12 protein-coding genes are annotated in these 17,518 nt (G+C 63.3%); 5 read left to right on the forward strand and 7 right to left on the reverse strand.

The features are described 5' to 3' along the window. Positions 1-142 precede the first annotated feature (142 nt). Both WDM24_RS25540 and WDM24_RS25545 read right to left on the reverse strand, forming a co-directional pair. Positions 143-1,387, reverse strand: coding sequence for an amidohydrolase family protein (locus WDM24_RS25540; protein WP_338827575.1), 1,245 nt, complete (start codon positions 1,385-1,387; stop codon positions 143-145). Between the two features lie 86 nt (positions 1,388-1,473). Next, entirely contained in the window at positions 1,474-2,829 is a 1,356-nt protein-coding gene (locus WDM24_RS25545; RefSeq protein WP_338827577.1) for an MFS transporter, read from the reverse strand. A gap of 126 nt (positions 2,830-2,955) precedes the next feature. Here WDM24_RS25545 and WDM24_RS25550 point away from each other — a divergent pair, with 126 nt between their 5' ends. The 3 genes from WDM24_RS25550 (at position 2,956) to WDM24_RS25560 (ending at position 8,882) form a co-directional block, all read left to right on the forward strand. Further along, the gene (locus WDM24_RS25550) at positions 2,956-3,876 is read left to right on the forward strand and encodes a LysR family transcriptional regulator (protein WP_414645626.1); all 921 of its coding nucleotides are present in this window, start codon (positions 2,956-2,958) and stop codon (positions 3,874-3,876) included. A gap of 193 nt (positions 3,877-4,069) precedes the next feature. After that, positions 4,070-6,478, forward strand: a complete 2,409-nt coding sequence (locus WDM24_RS25555; RefSeq protein WP_338827581.1) for a calcium-binding protein — start codon at positions 4,070-4,072, stop codon at positions 6,476-6,478. Between the two features lie 646 nt (positions 6,479-7,124). Beyond that, positions 7,125-8,882, forward strand: coding sequence for a caspase family protein (locus WDM24_RS25560; RefSeq protein ID WP_338690098.1), 1,758 nt, complete (start codon positions 7,125-7,127; stop codon positions 8,880-8,882). 223 nt (positions 8,883-9,105) lie between these two features. Here WDM24_RS25560 and WDM24_RS25565 read toward each other — a convergent pair whose 3' ends face one another. The 3 genes from WDM24_RS25565 to WDM24_RS25575 all read right to left on the reverse strand — a co-directional run bounded on the left by WDM24_RS25565 (position 9,106) and on the right by WDM24_RS25575 (position 13,414). Beyond that, a complete protein-coding gene (locus tag WDM24_RS25565) occupies positions 9,106-9,753 on the reverse strand; it encodes a DUF4384 domain-containing protein (RefSeq protein ID WP_338827583.1) in 648 nt (215 codons plus the stop codon). A 20-nt stretch (positions 9,754-9,773) separates the two neighbouring features. After that, positions 9,774-11,552, reverse strand: coding sequence for a caspase family protein (locus tag WDM24_RS25570; protein ID WP_338827585.1), 1,779 nt, complete (start codon positions 11,550-11,552; stop codon positions 9,774-9,776). A gap of 140 nt (positions 11,553-11,692) precedes the next feature. Further along, positions 11,693-13,414, reverse strand: coding sequence for a hypothetical protein (locus WDM24_RS25575; RefSeq protein WP_338827587.1), 1,722 nt, complete (start codon positions 13,412-13,414; stop codon positions 11,693-11,695). A gap of 156 nt (positions 13,415-13,570) precedes the next feature. Here WDM24_RS25575 and WDM24_RS25580 point away from each other — a divergent pair, with 156 nt between their 5' ends. Both WDM24_RS25580 and WDM24_RS25585 read left to right on the forward strand, forming a co-directional pair. Further along, entirely contained in the window at positions 13,571-13,852 is a 282-nt protein-coding gene (locus WDM24_RS25580) for a hypothetical protein (RefSeq protein WP_029080213.1), read from the forward strand. Positions 13,853-13,941: 89 nt separating this feature from the next. Further along, positions 13,942-14,922, forward strand: coding sequence for a DUF4424 domain-containing protein (locus WDM24_RS25585; protein ID WP_338827590.1), 981 nt, complete (start codon positions 13,942-13,944; stop codon positions 14,920-14,922). A gap of 8 nt (positions 14,923-14,930) precedes the next feature. Here the strand turns inward: WDM24_RS25585 and WDM24_RS25590 are convergent, their stop codons facing one another. Then, positions 14,931-16,739 carry a serine/threonine-protein kinase gene (locus WDM24_RS25590; RefSeq protein WP_338827592.1) on the reverse strand — a complete coding sequence of 603 codons (1,809 nt, stop codon included), beginning with the start codon at positions 16,737-16,739 and terminating at the stop codon, positions 14,931-14,933. After that, on the reverse strand, positions 16,736-17,512 hold the full coding sequence (locus WDM24_RS25595) for a PP2C family protein-serine/threonine phosphatase (RefSeq protein WP_029080210.1): 777 nt from the start codon (positions 17,510-17,512) through the stop codon (positions 16,736-16,738). The genes WDM24_RS25590 and WDM24_RS25595 overlap by 4 nt, the downstream gene beginning before the upstream one ends. Positions 17,513-17,518 lie beyond the last annotated feature (6 nt).

Raw genomic sequence — 17,518 nt, forward strand, 5'->3', positions numbered from 1 at the left:
CCCTGCGACGGCAGGCTATCGCATGCGGCTATCAGCCTCGTCCCATAGCCCGGCCATGACAACGTGGACACCTCAGTTGCAGAAGCCCGCAAGCGCCATATGCGATCGCCATGCCGCACGCGGGGCGAGGTGACAAGGAGCCCTACCCGCCCAGCCGATCGACCTCGGCCTTGCCGGCCTTCATGACAAGCGGGATGTGCTCGCCCTGGCCGAGCAGGCACGCCACGTCGCGCAGCGGATTGCCTTCCACCACCAGGAGATCGGCAAGGGCCTCCGGCACGATGCGGCCGAGCTTGCCCGTCATGCCGAGCACTTCGGCGCCGACAATTGTCGCGCTTTCGATCACCGCCCGCGGGCCCAGAACCTCGGCGCGGATCCGGAACTCGTCGCTCTGCAGCCGCTGCGACGGTCCGAGCAGATCGGAACCGTACCCCATCCTGACGCCGGCCTCGCGGTAGATCGCGAGCGAACGCAGCCCCGCGTCGCGCACGTCGGCGACCTTGGCGACGCTCGCCGCCGGCAGGCCGTATTTCGCGCCCTCGGTGGCCAGCGCCTCATAGGTGACGAGGGTCGGCACCGCATAGGCGCCCTGCTCGGCCATCAGCCGCGCGGTCGGCAGATCGACCAGATTGCCATGTTCGATGGTCCGCACGCCGCAACGCACCGCACGCTCGATCGCCTCGGCCGTGTAGGCATGGGCCAGCACATAGGTGTGACGCGCCCGCGCCTCCGCGACGATGGCGCGGATCTCGTCCTCGCAATAGCCGAAGGCGCCGATCGGATCGGTCGGCGACGCGACGCCGCCGGACGCCATGATCTTGATCTGGTCGGCGCCCATCTGCAGCTCTTCGCGCACCGCCTTGCGCACCGCATCGACGCCGTCGACGACGCGTGCGATCGCGCCGACCCGCACGCAGCAGGAGCAGGTCGGGTCGTTCAGATAGTCCGAGCGGGCGCGTCCGTCGCCGTGTCCGCCGGTCTGGCTCAGCGCGCGGCCTGAGACGAACAGCCTCGGACCATCGGTCAGCCCGGTGTCGATCGCCTGCTTCAGGGCGTAGCCGGCGCCGCCGGCATCGCGGACGGTGGTGAAGCCGCGCTTCAGCATGCCGCGCAGCAGCATGGTCGAGCGCAGCGTCACCAGCACATTCGCCATCCGCGCCTGCTGTGACAGGTCGAGCTCGACGGCGACCGCATGCACGTGAAGGTCGATCAGGCCGGGCATCAGGGTCTTGCCCCTGAGGTCGATGACCCGGTCCGCGGCGGCCTCGATCGGCCGGTCGGACACCTCCCTGATCAGGCGATCCTCGACCAGCACGTGATGGCCTTCGAGGAGATCTGGCCGCAGCGGATCGAGCAGCGCGGCATTCTTGAAGAGGATGGTGGACATGATGGTCTCCTTGTCAGGACGCGGCCTGCGTCACTTTGAGCATGATCTTTTTCGGAAAACCGCTGCGCACTTTTCCGGATCATGCTTCACGCAGCTTCGGTTGCGATGTCTTCGAGCGATCGACCGCGCGTCGGCACGCCCATCAGCACGACGGTGACGGCACCGATCAACAGCACGGACGTGGTGACGCCGAACACGCCGGCAAAGCCGAAATTGGGATAGAGATAGCCGACCAGGATCGGCGCGATGATCGCACCGATGCGGCCGATCGCAGATGCGAGCCCGGCGCCGGTGGTGCGGATCGCGGTCGGAAACACCTCGGCCGTGTAGGCATAGACACCTGCATAGGTGCCGTTCATGAAGAACGACAGCAGCAGGCCGGCCAGCATGATCTGTCCGTCGCTTTTGGCAAAAGCGAGCCCGAGCGCGCCGGCGCCGCCGAGCAGCATGTAGGAGGCGATCGTGGCCTGCCTTCCGATCCGCTCGTTGAACCAAGCCGCGGTGAAATAGCCGGGCACTTGCGCGCAATACATCGCGAGCGAGTAGCCAAAACTCTTGGTGATGCTCATGCCGTTCTGGACCAGGAGGCCGGGAATCCAGACGAAGAAGGAATAGTAGCTGAACGTGATCGACAGCCACATGATCCAGGTCATGGTGGTGATCCGCGCCTGGCGGCCGGCCAGGAGCGCGGCAAAATTGCTCAGCAGTGTCCCCGACGATGCGGCCGGCGCAGCGGGCTCTGCGACCGCAGGCGGCAGCACGCGGCCCTCGCGCGCGAAGCTGGCCTCGATCTTGTCGAGCACCGCCTCGGCTTCCTGCACCCTGCCCCGGCTTTCCAGCCAGCGCGGCGATTCCGGCAGCGAGCGGCGCCACCACAACAGCATCACGACCGGCACGGCGGTGATGACCAGCACGATGCGCCAGCCGTTCTCGTAGGCGGGCACGATGAAATAGCCGAGCAGCGCCGCAGCGACGAAGCCGAAGGAGAAGAAGCCGGCGAGCGCGCCGGTGAAGCTGCCGCGGTAACGCCGCGCCACGAACTCTGCGAGGTATGGCGCGATGATCGCGCTCTCCGCGCCGGTGCCCATACCGGCGACAACGCGTGCAGCGAAGAACGACGGCCAGCTGTCCACCGCCGCGCTCGCCAGCGAGGCCGCGCTGTAGAGCGCGAGTGCCGACATCATCACCGCGCGGCGGCCGATCAGGTCGCCCAGCATCCCCGCTAGCAGCGCGCCGAATAGATAGCCGACGAAGGTGCTGCTGCCGAGCACGCCGGTCTCGACATTCGACAGCCCCCACGCGGTGCGCAGCACCGGCAGGATGAATGCGAGAACCGCGGCATCCATCGCGTCGAACAGATAGCCCAGGCCGCCCATCAGCAGCAGGTGAATATGGAAACGCGCGAACGGCAGGCGCTCGATGCGCGCCGATATCATCGACATGAAATCCCCCTCTGCGCCCACGGTTCGGCACGCGCCGCGGGGTCAATCGGGGAATGATAGACAAATCGGCATTATCGGAATAGTTTATAATTATTATCTGGTACATCACCAATGTGAATATTGCCGATGGCCTTCCGCACGCTCGACCTCAACCTTCTGAAAGTCTTCGAGGCGCTGATGACCGAGGGCAGCGTCACGCGCGCCGCGAGCGCGCTGACCATGACCCAGCCCGCCGTCAGCAACGCGCTGGCCCGGTTGCGTGACGCGCTCGGCGACCCCCTGTTCGTCCGCACCGCAAGCGGGATCCGCCCGACGCAGCGCGCCGTGGCGCTGTGGGAGCCGATCGGCGACGCCCTGGAAAACGTCCGCCACGCGCTCGACGAGGACGCCTTCGATCCGCGGCGCACCCAGGCTGAATTCAGCCTGTCGATGTCGGATTACGTCTCCTCGCTTGTGATGCCGCGGCTGCTGAACCGCTTTAATGACGTGGCGCCGTCCGCGCGCATCCACACCATGCCCAACACCATCCTGGAGATCGGCGACCGGCTCGAAGACAACCGGGTCGATTGCGTGCTGAGCGTCTATGTCAACGAGGCGCAGCAGCCGCCGGCCGTGATCCGCTCACGCTCGCTGTGGACCGTCGAGTATGCCTGCATGATGCGGCGGGATCATCCGCTCGCCAGGCAGAAGCGGCTCAGCACCCGCAGCTTCCTCGCCGCCAAGCATGTCGATGTCAGCCTCGCCGGCAGGACGCTGCCGACCTACGACCAGTTCCTCGCCTCGCGCGGGCTGTCGCGCAATCTGGTCGCCACCGTCAATCACTACAACACCGCCTACGAAATCCTGCGGCAGTCCGATTTGATCGCCGTGCTGCCGCGCGATCTCAGCGCGCAGTCCCGCCACGCGCCCGATCTGCACGCGATGCCGGTGCCGCTGCCGGCCCCGCCGCGCGTCGTCAGCCTGTTCTGGCACCAGCGCAACGACACCGTGCCCGCGCAACGCTGGCTGCGTGAGACGCTGGTGGAGTTGTTTGCGCGGATGGAATGAGCGAGCGGGACGTCGGACGCCACCCGCCTGCGCCGGTTCGGGGCTTCGGCGCGGCAGCCCTCGCCCGACCCCGTGTGCCGGAACTGCATCGGGGCCCGGTGCATCACCCAATTGGGTCTTTCTAACCGCCCCGCAATGCGTAACCTAAGGTTTTAACGAGCGCCCTCGTTGGCCCATATTGCCGGAGTTGAGCATGGCCGTTTATACGATCAGTCCTCATCCCGAACCGTTCATGTTTGCGTCGTTTCCCAACGGCGATCCGATTTGGCAGATCGTCGAGCCGCAAACTGATTTCGTCGCGGAACCCTGGGGTTTGCAGTTCGGCTTTGATCCCATCTATCCGAGTGGACTGCCCAGCTCCACCTACGGTCTGATCAACATCATCGGGACTGGGCTGACCTATAGCGGAAGCAGTCTGACAGGCGGTGTCGTCACCGGGATTAGCTGGACGTCCAGCGACGGGGCGTCGCTTTGGGAATCGATCACCGGGGTCAGCTACACCATCACGTCGAGCCTCGATATTTCAGGGCTGTGGCGCGCAATCCTGGCCGGCAACGATACGGTTCTGGCGAACAACCCCGCCAACAATTTTCTCTCGGGTGAAGCCGGCAACGACACCGTCGTCGGTGGCGGCGCGTTCGATTATCTGAGCGGCGGCCCCGGGGACGACGTCGTCTACGGCGAAGATGGCAACGACTCGCTGAACGGCAATTCCGGGAACGACATTGTCTACGGCGGCAATGGCAACGACTCGGTGTCGGGAGGCGCCGGAGACGATATCCTGCTCGGCGAAGCGGGTGCGGATTACATCACCGGCGATGCCGGCAAGGATGTCCTTTACGGTGGTCTCGGCGACGATCAGCTATGGGGCGACACACCCGGCTGGAACCTGTATGGCGGCGACGGCGGCGACGCGGATGTCATCCACGGTGATGCCGGAAACGATACGATCGACGGCGGCAGCGGGGCCGACCAGCTCTATGGCGATGATGGCAATGACCTCATCTATGCCACGTTGGGTTTTGCATTCACGGCAACCACCGACACCGACTCGCTTTACGGCGGCAACGGCGACGATTGGCTGATCGGCAATGAAGGGGGCAATCTTCTCGACGGCGGTGACGGCAACGACCTGCTTTACGGCGGTGACGGCAACGACACGCTCGACGGCGGCGCAGGCAACGACCGGCTTTACGGGGCTAACGGCAACGATGCACTCGCCGGTGGCGCCGGCGACGACGTGCTCTACGGGGGTAACGGCAGCGATACGATCGACGGCGGCGCAGGCAACGATCTGCTTTACGGCGGCTCGGGGACCAAGACGTTCATCTTGAGCGGCGGCAACGATACCGCCTTCGGCGACCCGCTCGCCCAGAACACGGCCTTATTCGCTGCACCGCTCAGCGCCTTCCAGATATCGCGCGGCAGCGGCAACTCCTTCATTCTCACCGACACGCGCGCGGGATCGCCACTTGGCAGCGCCGCTCTGATTGGCGTGAATACTCAGCAGTTTTCGAACCAGACGTTGTCCCTGGTGACGCTTGGAACATCGCTGGCCGAGACGCTGACCGCGCCATCCTACGGCGGCTGGCTCGAAGGGCTGGACGGGGACGATACGCTGAACGGGAGTGCCGAAGGCGATACGCTGAGCGGCGGACCTGGAGACGACACCCTCAATGGCGGTGGCGGACTTGATCTCGCGGACTTCTCGGGCGCAACAGGCAATCTTCTCATTTATCTCACCAGCCCGGTCGTCACCGCGCCCGGGCTTGGCACGGATCAGCTCAATTCGATCGAGGGGTTGGTCGGCGGCGCATACAACGACGTATTTGTCGGTACGACCGACCCGAACATTTTCTATCTCAACGGCGGCAACGACTACGCCTATGCCCGCGCTGGCGACGACACCGTCTATGGCGGCGACGGCCTCGATGTGCTGCTCGGCGAAGACGGCAACGATGTCCTCTACGGCGGCGCCGGCTTCAATTACCTGTTCGGCGGCGCAGGCAATGATTTGCTCGATGGCACTGGTGGAGCGTCGGCATCGGACGTGAATGTGATCTACGGCGAAGCCGGAAACGATGTGCTCTACGGCGACATGGGCACCAATTACTTCTACGGCGGCGCAGGCATCGATACGATGTATGGCGGCGCAGGTCTCAACCTCTTCATCTCCTCGGGTGAGACCGACGGAAACGTCATTTACGGCGGTTCGGGCCAGAATTACATCTACGGCTCCAATGGCGGCGATACAGTTACCGGCGGCAGTAGCGTCGACGTCTTTCTGATGGGCACCGGTGCCGATGTGATTAATGGCGGCGGTGGCGTCGACTACGCTTGGGGCGGTGGCGGTTCCGACACCTTCACCATCGACGATACGGCGTCGGAAGTCATGGTCATCCAGGATTTCAACGCGGGCGGTGTCAATGACATCCTGAACTTCGTGGGGACATCGCTGCATTCGTTTGCCGATGTGCAGGCCGCCGAGACCTACGCCGCTGGCATCGCCTCGACCATCATCACCGATGCCGCAGGCAACGCGGCCTGGCTGATCGGGATCACACCGGGACAGCTCGACGCGAGCATGTTCAGATTTTCCTGAGCAGTCGCGCCGCGATCCTTGTTACGGACCCGCACGTCTCAGCTTGAGCGGATTGGCGTTGCGTCCAGATGGGCGCAGTTCGCGGTCCCATGGAACAGGCTCGCGGCTGCCGCAAACAGTCGAGACCAGCCGGTTGACCCTTCGCCACAGGAACCAACAACGCGCCCGTCCCAACCTCACGATTCGGCACGAGCATCGCTTGCGCATCGGACGATGCGCACTCAATTCTGAGTTCACTATCAAGGGATGGAACTTCGCTTGGCGAGCCTTGCCGGTTGCCGGCACTCCCAGCCGCCCTGCGCAAAAGACAAAAAGACAACCATCTCAATAGCTTACAAGCCGCCCGATGTCGTTCGGATGCTCGCCATGACCCCTACACTCTTCCGTGTGCGCTTGAACGTCCTCCCTGCCCCGAACGACAACATCAGGAATGGATTGGACTCAAGATTGTTACTGTACGGAGGTAGGCCGGCGCTCGTAACGCTTGACGCAGTGGAGTCTGTGCGCGGCCATCTTCGGTAAAGCTGCCATTGTTTCGGGCCGAATTCGGACGTTCGCCATGCGCTTGTACACACACCTCAGAGTTTTTGTTCTTCTTGCTGCTTCAGTTCTCCTGGCGTCTCAGCCAGCCTGGGCGACGAAGCGAGTGGCTCTGGTCGTCGGAAACTCCAATTATCAAAACGCGCCGCTGCTTCCGAATCCTGCCAATGATGCTGCCGCTATCGCCGCGACCCTGAAGGGCGCCGGGTTCGATGTGGTAGAGTCTCGGCTCAACCTGGCCTCGAGCGACATGCGGCGGGCACTGAGGGATTTCGCCGATCAAGCCCGCGATGCAGACGTTGCCGTGGTCTACTATGCAGGTCATGGCATCGAGATCGACGGGACGAATTATCTGATCCCGACGGATGCCAGACTTGAACGCGACACCGATATCTATGATGAGGCCTTCTCGCTCGATCGTATCCTGCTGGCGATCGAGCCCGCCAGGCAGCTGCGCGTCGTGATCGTTGACGCCTGTCGCAACAATCCATTTGCCGACACGATGAAACGAACCGTCGCTTCGCGCGCGATCAGCCGCGGGCTCGCCCGGGTGGAACCCGCCGTATCCAATACGCTGATCGCGTTTGCGGCGAAAGCCGGACTGACCGCGCTCGACGGCAACAGCACGAACAGTCCATACGCGACAGCACTGGTCAAGTATATCGCAAAGCCTGGACTCGATTTGCGCAGGGCTTTCGGCTTCGTCCGCGACGATGTCTTGCAAGCTACCGGCAATCGACAGGAGCCATACGTCTACGGCTCGTTGGGCGGCGACGACGTTGCGCTCGTGCCAAAGGCAGAGGAGCCGACGCCGCCGCCGGCCAACGCCTCGTCGGAGACTCGTCGTGACTACGAATTGGCCCTGCAGGTCGGCAACAAGGCTGCCATGAGTGCGTTCCTCGCCCAGCATCCCGACGGCTATTACTCAAATCTGGCCAAGCTTCAGCTCAATCAGATCGACGCCGAGGACGCACGCGTTACCGCGACCAAGAAGGCGCAGGAAGCGGAGCAGCAGCAAGCTCGGCTTGTGTCCGAAGGTGCCCAGCGGGCCGAGCAGGAAAAAGCCGCCGCAGATTTCAAGGCTGCGGAGGATGCCCGTATTGCGGCTGAAAGAACAAAGCAGGCAGCGCAGGAACAAGCGACCGAGGCCGAACGGAAGCGGACTGCATCCCAATCCTCAACGGTCGCCATGCTTTCCCCGAACGGACCCGCCCTCGACAGCGCCAGGCCGGACAATCTTGCACCCCCACCCCCCTCCCAGACTAGCGAGGGCGCGAAGGTTGCCGCCTTGAACCCGGCGGCGCCACAGGAGGATCTTGCCAAATCAGTACAGAGCGAATTGAGCCGGGTCGGCTGTTTCACGGGCTCGGTCGACGGCGAGTGGAACGCGGCCTCGCGTCGTTCCCTGACCCTGTTCAACCGGCACGCCGGGACCAAATTTGACGTCAAGCTCGCAAGCCTCGATGTGCTCGATGCGATCAAGCTGAAACCGGCCCGCGTTTGCCCGCTGATCTGCGAGCAAGGCTACAGGGCGGACGGCGATCAGTGCCGCAAGATCACCTGCGCCGAGGGCTCGTTCCTGAACGAGGACAACCAATGCGAAAAGCGCCGCGGGAAAAAGCCGGTGGCGAAGCGTAACATGGACGAGCGCCCGTCGCGCGCGAATCGTTCGCTACGCGATATCTCCGAGCCGCAAGCCGATATTCCCCGACGACGACAGGCGACTGCAAGACCCTCGGGTGGTAGCGGCCAGATCATGTGTGATGCATATCTGTGCCGCCCGGTCCGTCGCGGATGTCATCTCGATTACCGTGGCGGCGGAGGTCCCGGCGGCGGTACCGGCAACGTTGAGGTCTGCAACTAGGACGGTATGCACGGCGGCGCGCCCGAGATCGTGGAAGGGCCGCCGTCTCTTCCGCGATCGGTAAAGCGTGGTTTGGCGACGATTGAGGGCAAGGGAGCTCAGCCGCAGAGCCCTGCATTGAAGAAGCTGAACGTCAGCCTCGGCCACCAGGACATTCACCACATGATCGCGCGGGGCGGTTGCTTCAGCCGCCTGAGCAAGCCGTAGCAACGGGATCGCTTACCTACTTGATGGAGTATGATTTGATGTCGAACGACCAATTGTTCGGCACCAGTTTTCCGCTGCCGCTGTCCGGTACACGCAGCTGACTGGTCCAGTCCGACAGATAGCTCAACGTGTCGGCCGGCCCCTGAAGCTTGCGCTGAATGTCTGGCAAATCGAGCAATTGCGCACGCCGCTCGCTCAGGATCGCAACGATCACAGCGGACCCGGCCGGCGGCGCGACGACATACTCAAATCCACGTTGCTGTGCCGCCGGGGTCGGAACAATGAATTGGACGCCAGGCTTGACAAGATTCATGTCGGGTCCGACCGACTGCGCCAATAGCTCGGCAGTCGGAAAGATCTGGGACATGCGCCCTTCCGCATCAACATCCACCAGCATGAGATACCCGGGCTTCCTGGCGGTTACGCCGAATGACACCTTGCTGCCAATGTTGACCGTTGGACCCGGCAGGATTTCAAGCGACACGCTGGCAGCATTTGCCGGGCCGCGCGGGGCCTGTACGCGCCGGACCGATTGAGCGTTCGTCGCACCTGCAGATGGAGATGCCGACGGCAGCGGCGCCGCGCACGCGACCTCGCTTCCCGCCAGCACCAGCACGATCACGAGCCATGATTGCTTGCGGCAAACCAGTTCCGCTGGCGACATGACCTGCTTTCCCAAGTTTGTCAGGGAACGCTGAAAAAGCCGATCGACGCGATCCGCGCGTCCGCCGGCAGGTAGCGCTCCAGACTCTTGATGACCTGCCCCGAGGCACGACGCCGGTTGAGCTGCATCAGGACCGTCTCCAGGTCAACCATCCGCTGCTGCGAGGTCACCGCAACGATCTGCTCGGCACCGAACGGCTCACCTACCCGAAGCGGCAGCCGCAGATTTGCCGATCGCGCCAGCGCGGCATCAGAGCCCACCGGATACAGCATTTGGATAGTTCCATCACCGGACACGTTGAACAGCAGCACCGCGCGTGAACTGACGTCGGACAATTCGACCTCGACGGTCTGGCCGCTGCGCTGCTGTCGATCATCCGGCCAAATACGCATCACCTGCGGCGACCGCGTCGCCATGCGCTTAAGCTCCCGAATGGCTGCAGTTCGGTTGACCACTGTCGTCAAGCCGGCAACGTCAACACCATAGGCGACCACATCGCCCCAGGCGATGACGTCATGCGACACGGGGTCCCAGATCAGGTCGGGATTATCAGTTGGTTGAACGGCCTGCACACTGGCATCCTGCGGCTTGACGCCGGCGAAATAGTTCATCTTGCCGTCAAGCGCCGCCAAACGGATCGGCGTGGTGAGACGGAAGGGCGGCAGCGCGGCACTGGGCGCGGCCGGGCCGGTCGCGGCGACGCCGGTTGGAGCGGTTTGTGACGTGGCCGTAACGGCCGGCGGCGTGGGGGTTTGTTTTTCGGCGGGCGTGACGGTAGCAGCCTGACCGGAGGCAGCTCTTGCGGCCGTCCCCTGGATCAGCACCACGCCGCGCGTCAGTTCGAAGGCGACGTCGGTTTCCGGCCTCTGTGTCGGCGACGATACCGTCACGATGTTCTGGCGTTGGTCGGACAGTTGATAGACCACCTGCCGAACATTGCTGAAAAGCTCCTTCAGAGTCACTTTGCCATCATGATTGATGTCCGCGCTGCCCTCCACTGCCCGCGCGACGGCATAACTCAGTGCGCCGCGCAGGCCATCGATCCCGGGGATCCGCACTTCCGGCGCCTTGGTGTTTCGATCGACGGCGGCGATGAACGCAGTGTGGTCGAGATCGAGTTCGGACTTCGGGTCGTCGCTGCTCGACACCGGCTTCAATTCATCAACCAGCAGCGTGTAGCGCGGCACCTGTCGAAAACTCATCTCTGCCGCACGCGGATCGATATCGCGCACCATTCCACCGCCGTGGCAGGTATCCGCAACGAAGATCACTTTCGCGCCACGCAATTCGAACTGCCGGATGAAATGGTTGAATTCGCTTCCCAGAATGCGCTCGGCCGATCCGGCCGGCGTAGTAGCGAATTCGGGCAGCAGGAACACGTTCTCCATTCCGTCGGGTTCGGAGCCCTTGATGCGCTCGGGCTCCTGCGTGCCGTGACCTGCGATCGACAGGAAGATGAGGTCGTTGCTCTTTGTCCGCTCCACCAGTGAGCTGATCTCACGCAGCACGCTTGCCCTATCGACCTGTGCATTGGTCAGTTCGACCACATCGCTGACGCCCATGGTCCTCAGGCTGGACACGATGTCATTGGCGTCGGCGACCGCGCCCTTCAATTTGCGTACATGCTGGTAGTCGTCGACGCCGATGACGAGCGCCCGGAGGGCCGCACCGTCCGGGTTACTTATCGACAGTTCTCCCGCCGCATGCGCGCGCTGGAGTGGCAGGCCGACCAACGTAGCGAGCAGGATGGCGCTACACAGCCAACCGGTCTTTTGATCAAAGCCCTTGAGCCTTCGCATCGTGATCCACCTCGATATCAAGCAGGTCTGCCCTGGAACCACACCGGTAAGGTAGAGCGGCAGGATGCCGTCCAGACCTCCAGAAACCAGCCCGCAGGCAGTGATCCATGTTCATCTGTAGCCCGAGCAAGTTCCCAGGTTCAGCGCCGCTTGTTCGCTGTCTTGCGGCCTGCCGGCGCCTCGCTCTCCTGATAGGCGTTCGCGGAAACAGTCGTCTGATCATCTGCGAAGGCGCGAAAGCGGACCGGAACGTAGCCGCGCGCCAGCAGGCTTGCCAACGGATAGACGTTGCGGCAGACGCGACCGTTGCAGCCACCCGTCGAGGATTCCATGACCTCCGCCTTGCGATCCGGCGTGAACCGCAGGAACAACATCACGTGGGAACCCGGCTTGTTCAGGGCGTCACCAGGCTTGAGGTCCCAGGGGTTCGTCACGGGTGCAGCGATCGCGGGGATGGCGGCGGTCGTGTAGTGGACGGAAAGTCCCCACGCGGCGCTGACGAATGCCGAACAGTCGACGCCGGCCACATCCGGCCGTGGCTCGTTACGGGTGCAGACATTGCCTGCCAGCGTCCCGCTTTCGATCCGCTGCCGGAAGTTCGCGAGCGAACCGTGGCAACCCCAGCAATAGGGCACGCCGCGCACTTCCTGGTTTACCTTGCCCTGCAGATACCACGGCCGGCGAATACGGCTGAAACCGGAGCATTGGCTGTCGGGATCGCTACCGTAGTTCGCCTGTGTCAACTTCCACTGGACACCCTCAAAGGCGAAGGCCGTCTCGATCGCCTGCTGGCGATTGGACGGCCGCACGGCGGCGGTCGCATTGAACTTGATATCCGGCTGCGCCGCCGGTGCGGCCGGAGTGCGCGATGGCCTGACGTCAATGACGGATACCTTCCCCATGGGCCGGAAGCCGACACCAACCACCTCAACCCCCTCCGGCTTGGTACGCAGAAAATAAACATCGCCATCGCCTGAGACGGTGACGAACCGCCGGGTCACGGGCGTGTTTTCCAAAGGCAACTCGTAGATGCCCTCCAGGCGTCCGTTCGCGGCATAGCGTGCAACGAATGTGGCGGCATTCTTGCCCGACGGCGGAATGTCCTCGGCCAGCAAGTAGAAGCGATCACTGTTGTCGATCTCGAGAAACTCCACGGTGCCGAGCTGGTTGCGGACACGCAGGCCGAGCTGACCGATGGTCTCGTTGGACACCATGGTCTGGATTTCGACCCGAACGCTGGCATTGCCCTTGTCGGGAATAATATCAGCGATCACCGATCCCTTGCTGCGCGAGGCGATATACTGCCGGTCGGGCTGTCGCGTCGTCCTTACGATGGCCGCGCGGCTGTTCTGATCGAGCAAGTCGGTTGGACTGCTCAGCGCCTGCGAGCCCATTTGGGCGAAGGCCGAAACGGCGACCTGGTCGTCCGTGCCGCGGGACGAAACTTCCTCAAGCTGGATCACGTCTCCGCCTACCCCGCGCGTGGACTGTCCCGGTGCCGCCTTCAGCATCCGTACGCCGCCGTCCCAAACCATGATGTCGTCGTTACGGACGACGAGGTCGGTGGGCTGGACATCGCCAGGCATCTTCAGGATGTCAGGCGCAGTGTTCGGTTGCTTGGGGTCGAACTGCAGAATGCGGCCGTTGACCTGATCAAGCACAAACAGGTTTCCCTGTCCGTCAGCGCTGAGCGCTTGCGGGCCCCCGAGTTCGACGTCCTGGCCGGCCGGGACGATCCCTACCATGGAGGCAGCCGAACCACCGGCAAAGCTTCGCACGACGGCATCGTCGGCCTTTGCGCCGGTTGCAGCGAAGGCCGCGCCGACGATAGAAAGCCAGATCCAGCTAGATCGACGAAACATATCCGCCTCAATGTAACCGAACCGAATGCGGCGTCAGTCCGACTAATCCAAGACTGCGCGAGCGCAGCGTCAATTAGTGGCTAGCAACCCCAATCCCGTTCAACTCTTTCACTGGACGGTGATAGTCCGAACTCCTTCAGCTTGCAGTGCAAAATCATGGCCAAAAACAGATTTGAGCAAGTCAGCGAAATCCAGCCCGACGCGATTACTCTGGTTTTGAGGCGCGACGATGGGGGCGCCTCCGGGTCGATCGTGTTGCCAGCCGCCGCAAGCGGGGGACGCCTGAGCAGCGACCAGGTCAGCGCCCATATGCCGGCCCAGGACGCCTTTCGCGGCGCAATCCGGCTAGCCAATGACATGAAGCTCGCGATCGTGGTTTGCGACCGGGATGGCGTCTGGAAGCCGGAATGGGGAGAGCTTTACCAGGCGATCGATTGACCCCACACGGGCAGACGCCGCGGCGCCGCATGGAGGCCGGCATGGCAAATGGAGCGTTAAGCGGGCTGTCGTTGCGGTCGCGAGCCCTAATGATCGCCCTGTTGGCCGCAACCAGCTGGCCCGCGCGGGCAAACGATTCCGCCGCCGAATTGTCCATCGGCGGGCTGCAATTCGTTCGCACCAAGGATGTGACCATGGCGAGCGAGGAGCTTCGTATCGGGCTGGACAAGGTCAACGTTCGCTACCAATTCGTCAACCAGACGAGCAAGCCGGTTGCGCTCACTGTCGCTTTTCCGCTGCCCGACATCGACCTGTCCGAAGCCGAGAACATTGCGCTTCCATCGAGCAATCCGGTCAACTTCGTCGAGTTCGAGACCAGGATCGACGGCAACCCGGTGCCGCTGACCATCGACCAGCGCGCCATGGTCGGCAATAGGGATGTCACGGCCCTTCTCCGTCAGTTCAAGCTATCCCTGCTGCCGCTCGGTGATCGGGAGATCCGGGTGGCCGACCTGCCGGCGACAACCCGCACAAAGCTGATCGATGATGGCCTTCTGATGCCTGCCGGCATGAGCGACAACGGCCGCCAGCAATACACGCCCGGCTGGATAACCAAGACTTCAGCTGTTCGCGAGCAAGTATTTCCACCCGCGCGTACCGTCATCGTCGAACATCAGTATCGCCCGAGCGTCGGCTCCAGCCCTGACACGGTCCTGCGCTCGGGTCTGCGTCGCAGCGCAGCGCTAGGTCCGGAAGTCGAGCGGTACAGGAAAGAGTATTGCGTCACAGATGCGTTCCTTGCCGAATTGGACAAGCGCACGGGCAACAGCCAGGACAATGCGGCAAAGCTGCAGGAGCGGCGCATTTCCTACGTGCTCAAGACGGGCGCGAACTGGGCGGGTCCAATCCGGTCCTTCACGTTGACGATCGATCCGGGCGGCGACGACCGTCTGGTCAGTTTTTGTCCGGGACGGCTCATGCCGTCATCTGCCAGCAACTCGCGTCAATTCACGGCAAGCGACTTCAAGCCGGATGCCGACCTGAAGATCTTGATGATCGGCAAGTTCTGACGAGCAGCTCAATTCGTGAGCATCACATAGCGTGCGGCCGCCGTGAGGGTCACATTGCCGCGCTGAGCTTCGCTGATCGCTTGCAGGAAGAATGTGTCGGCCGCCATCGGTCGCGGCTGGCGCAGCGAGTCCAGAACACGCGGGGCCGCAACGACCAACAGGAGCTGCGGACCGGTTGAGCGCGCCATTGGCAGGGCAAAAGAAAGCGAGTCGATGCCCGGCTTCAGGAGATAGGACAGGCTTTGCACCTCGCCGCGATCCGAGACCATGAGCAGTTCCACCACCCGGTTGGCAAAATTCTCGATGGTCCCGTTCAGGGTTTCGCCGGCCTTCAGTTCCGTCGCCGACAGGTTGATGCGCGGCGCACGCGCTTGATCGCTTCCGACCTGACTCAAGAATTTGACGGCCGGACATTGTGCCTGATTCACCTGCCTGACGCCGACCGAAGCCTCAAATCCCTGCTCCTTTCGAAACGCCTTGTCGAAGGTATCGAACGGGGCGGTCGAGGCGCCGAAGCCTTCAATGACGGCAGCGCTGGAGCTCACTGCAACAGGCAGGATGAAGAAGCAGTCGCCGCCCGCATATTGGGCGACATATCTGCGGATGCGCTCGGCTCGACCCGGCCCATCGGGCGACGAAGACGGCGTCACCGTCGGCTGAGGCGGCAGCTTCACCGGCTCCTGACGTGCTGGCTGTGGCGGAGCAGGCTCGATCCTCGGCGGCGCGGGTGTCGCGGCGAGTTTCGGCGGTGGCGGCAAGGCCGCCTGACCCGATGACGACCACACAAATTTATAGAAGGTGTACCCACCGCCCCCCAGCAGAAGCAGCATCGCTGCGACGCCGGCGCCGAGCCAGACGCGGGGAGAGTTCCGCGTGGTTGATGGCGCCCGCTCCAGCTGCGCAGACGTCCCGGCTTCCGGCCTCCCCAACGGATCGAAGCCGTGGAGCGGTGCGGCAGACGGCTGAGCCGAAGCCGCCGGCGCCCAGTTGGCGACCTCCGCCATGGTCGGGCGCAAGGCCGGGTCCGGCTGCAGCATTCTCTCGAGAAGCGGCCTGATACGCATATCCACTGCGCCGAGATCGGGCACACGCCGGCGCTTCTCGACCAGTTGAAACTGGCTTCCGCCCATATCGAGCTTCTGCCCGGTCAAGGCTTGGAACAGCACGAGACCAAAGCTGTAGACATCGGACTTCGCGGTGACATCATTGCCGTACAAGCCGACCTGTTCCGGCGATGCGTAATTATCCTTGCCGGCGAAGCCGGAGCCGATGATGGTCTTGTCACCCATCTGGGTAGACCGGGCGATACCAAAGTCGATGATCTTCGCCCGCCTTACATCATCGAGCGGCACAATGATGTTGTCGGGGGAGACATCGCGATGGATGATGCCGTGCTCGTGAGCGGCGTGCAGGCCCGATGCGACCCGCTGCATCAACTTGATCAGCGCTTCGAAGGTCAGCGGCCCATCGTCGAGCATGTTCGACAGCGAGCGCCCATTCACGAATTCCATCGCGAGATAGGGGCGCTGCAGCACGGGTTCGACCGTGAACAGGAAGTAGCGAACGATCGCTTCATGCGGAAGATTGTGAAGTGCCGCCGCCTCCCGGCGGAACAGCGCAAGTGCCGCCTCGTTGTCGACCATGTCGGGCAGCAACATCTTGACCGCAACGGGCGATCCGGTCTGGATCTCGCGGCATCGGTAGACCTCCCCCATACCGCCTGCCCCGATCATCGCTTCGATCTCGTAGATGCCGTTGAGCCGGGTGCCGGCCGGCACACCGCGGTAGGATGATCGAAACGGATCGTTCGCGGTCATGCTCGCGGCTCCTGATCGAGCGGCGTCCTCGTGGGCTCTGAGGATCGTGGCGCGAGCAATCGCACGATCACGATCGTAACATTGTCGAGCCCGCCGCGATCGAGCGCGAGCGCAAGCATGTCGTCGCATGCTGTCTGGGCAAGGCGAGTGGCCGCGTGCTGCTGAATCTCGTCATCCTGCACGTGTCGGGTCAAGCCGTCGCTGCAAATCACGAAGATGTCTTCCGGTTCGGCCGGACCGGTCACCACCTCGAACTCGGGGTCGGCGACAACGCCGACAGCCCGGGTGATGGCATTGTTCGGCCAATCCTGGACCTCTTCGCGCGATAGCGCGCCGCCGGCGATCAGTTCCTCCAACTCGCTGTGATCGTGCGACACCTGGGTGATGCCATGGCGGTTGATCAGGTACACCCGGCTGTCTCCCGCCCATATGCAGGCATAATGGTCGTCGCGTACGAGCAGGACTGCCGTTGTGGTCCCGACAGTGGCACCCTGCCTTGCCTGGCTGAGTGCCAAAATCTGCTGGTTGGCGCTGAACAGGCGCGCCTCGCATTGCGCCAACAGGTCCGCCGCGGAGTCCGGCGCGGCGATCGCATCAAGCGACTGTACCACGATGCGGCTGGCAAGATCGCCTGCCTCATGACCGCCCATGCCGTCAGCGACCGCCCATAGGCCGACGTCGGTTCTGACCAGACACGAATCCTCGTTCCGCGCCCGCACCCGTCCGGCATGAGTGACGCTACCGACATCGAACAAGGACGGGACGTGTACCATCGCGCG

It is taken from the genome of Bradyrhizobium sp. 27S5, assembly GCF_037217225.1.
In the GTDB taxonomy this organism is placed as follows: domain Bacteria; phylum Pseudomonadota; class Alphaproteobacteria; order Rhizobiales; family Xanthobacteraceae; genus Bradyrhizobium; species Bradyrhizobium septentrionale.

What these genes read in the sequence shown, in the direction of transcription:
- WDM24_RS25545 (WP_338827577.1), bottom strand. Translation starts at nt 2,829, where the DNA reads ATGTCGATGATATCGGCGCGCATCGAGCGCCTGCCGTTCGCGCGTTTC.
- WDM24_RS25585 (WP_338827590.1), top strand. Translation starts at nt 13,942, where the DNA reads ATGATCGCCCTGTTGGCCGCAACCAGCTGGCCCGCGCGGGCAAACGAT.
- WDM24_RS25595 (WP_029080210.1), bottom strand. Translation starts at nt 17,512, where the DNA reads ATGGTACACGTCCCGTCCTTGTTCGATGTCGGTAGCGTCACTCATGCC.
- WDM24_RS25575 (WP_338827587.1), bottom strand. Translation starts at nt 13,414, where the DNA reads ATGTTTCGTCGATCTAGCTGGATCTGGCTTTCTATCGTCGGCGCGGCC.
- WDM24_RS25565 (WP_338827583.1), bottom strand. Translation starts at nt 9,753, where the DNA reads ATGTCGCCAGCGGAACTGGTTTGCCGCAAGCAATCATGGCTCGTGATC.
- WDM24_RS25570 (WP_338827585.1), bottom strand. Translation starts at nt 11,552, where the DNA reads ATGCGAAGGCTCAAGGGCTTTGATCAAAAGACCGGTTGGCTGTGTAGC.
- WDM24_RS25550 (WP_414645626.1), top strand. Translation starts at nt 2,956, where the DNA reads ATGGCCTTCCGCACGCTCGACCTCAACCTTCTGAAAGTCTTCGAGGCG.
- WDM24_RS25555 (WP_338827581.1), top strand. Translation starts at nt 4,070, where the DNA reads ATGGCCGTTTATACGATCAGTCCTCATCCCGAACCGTTCATGTTTGCG.
- WDM24_RS25590 (WP_338827592.1), bottom strand. Translation starts at nt 16,739, where the DNA reads ATGACCGCGAACGATCCGTTTCGATCATCCTACCGCGGTGTGCCGGCC.
- WDM24_RS25540 (WP_338827575.1), bottom strand. Translation starts at nt 1,387, where the DNA reads ATGTCCACCATCCTCTTCAAGAATGCCGCGCTGCTCGATCCGCTGCGG.
- WDM24_RS25580 (WP_029080213.1), top strand. Translation starts at nt 13,571, where the DNA reads ATGGCCAAAAACAGATTTGAGCAAGTCAGCGAAATCCAGCCCGACGCG.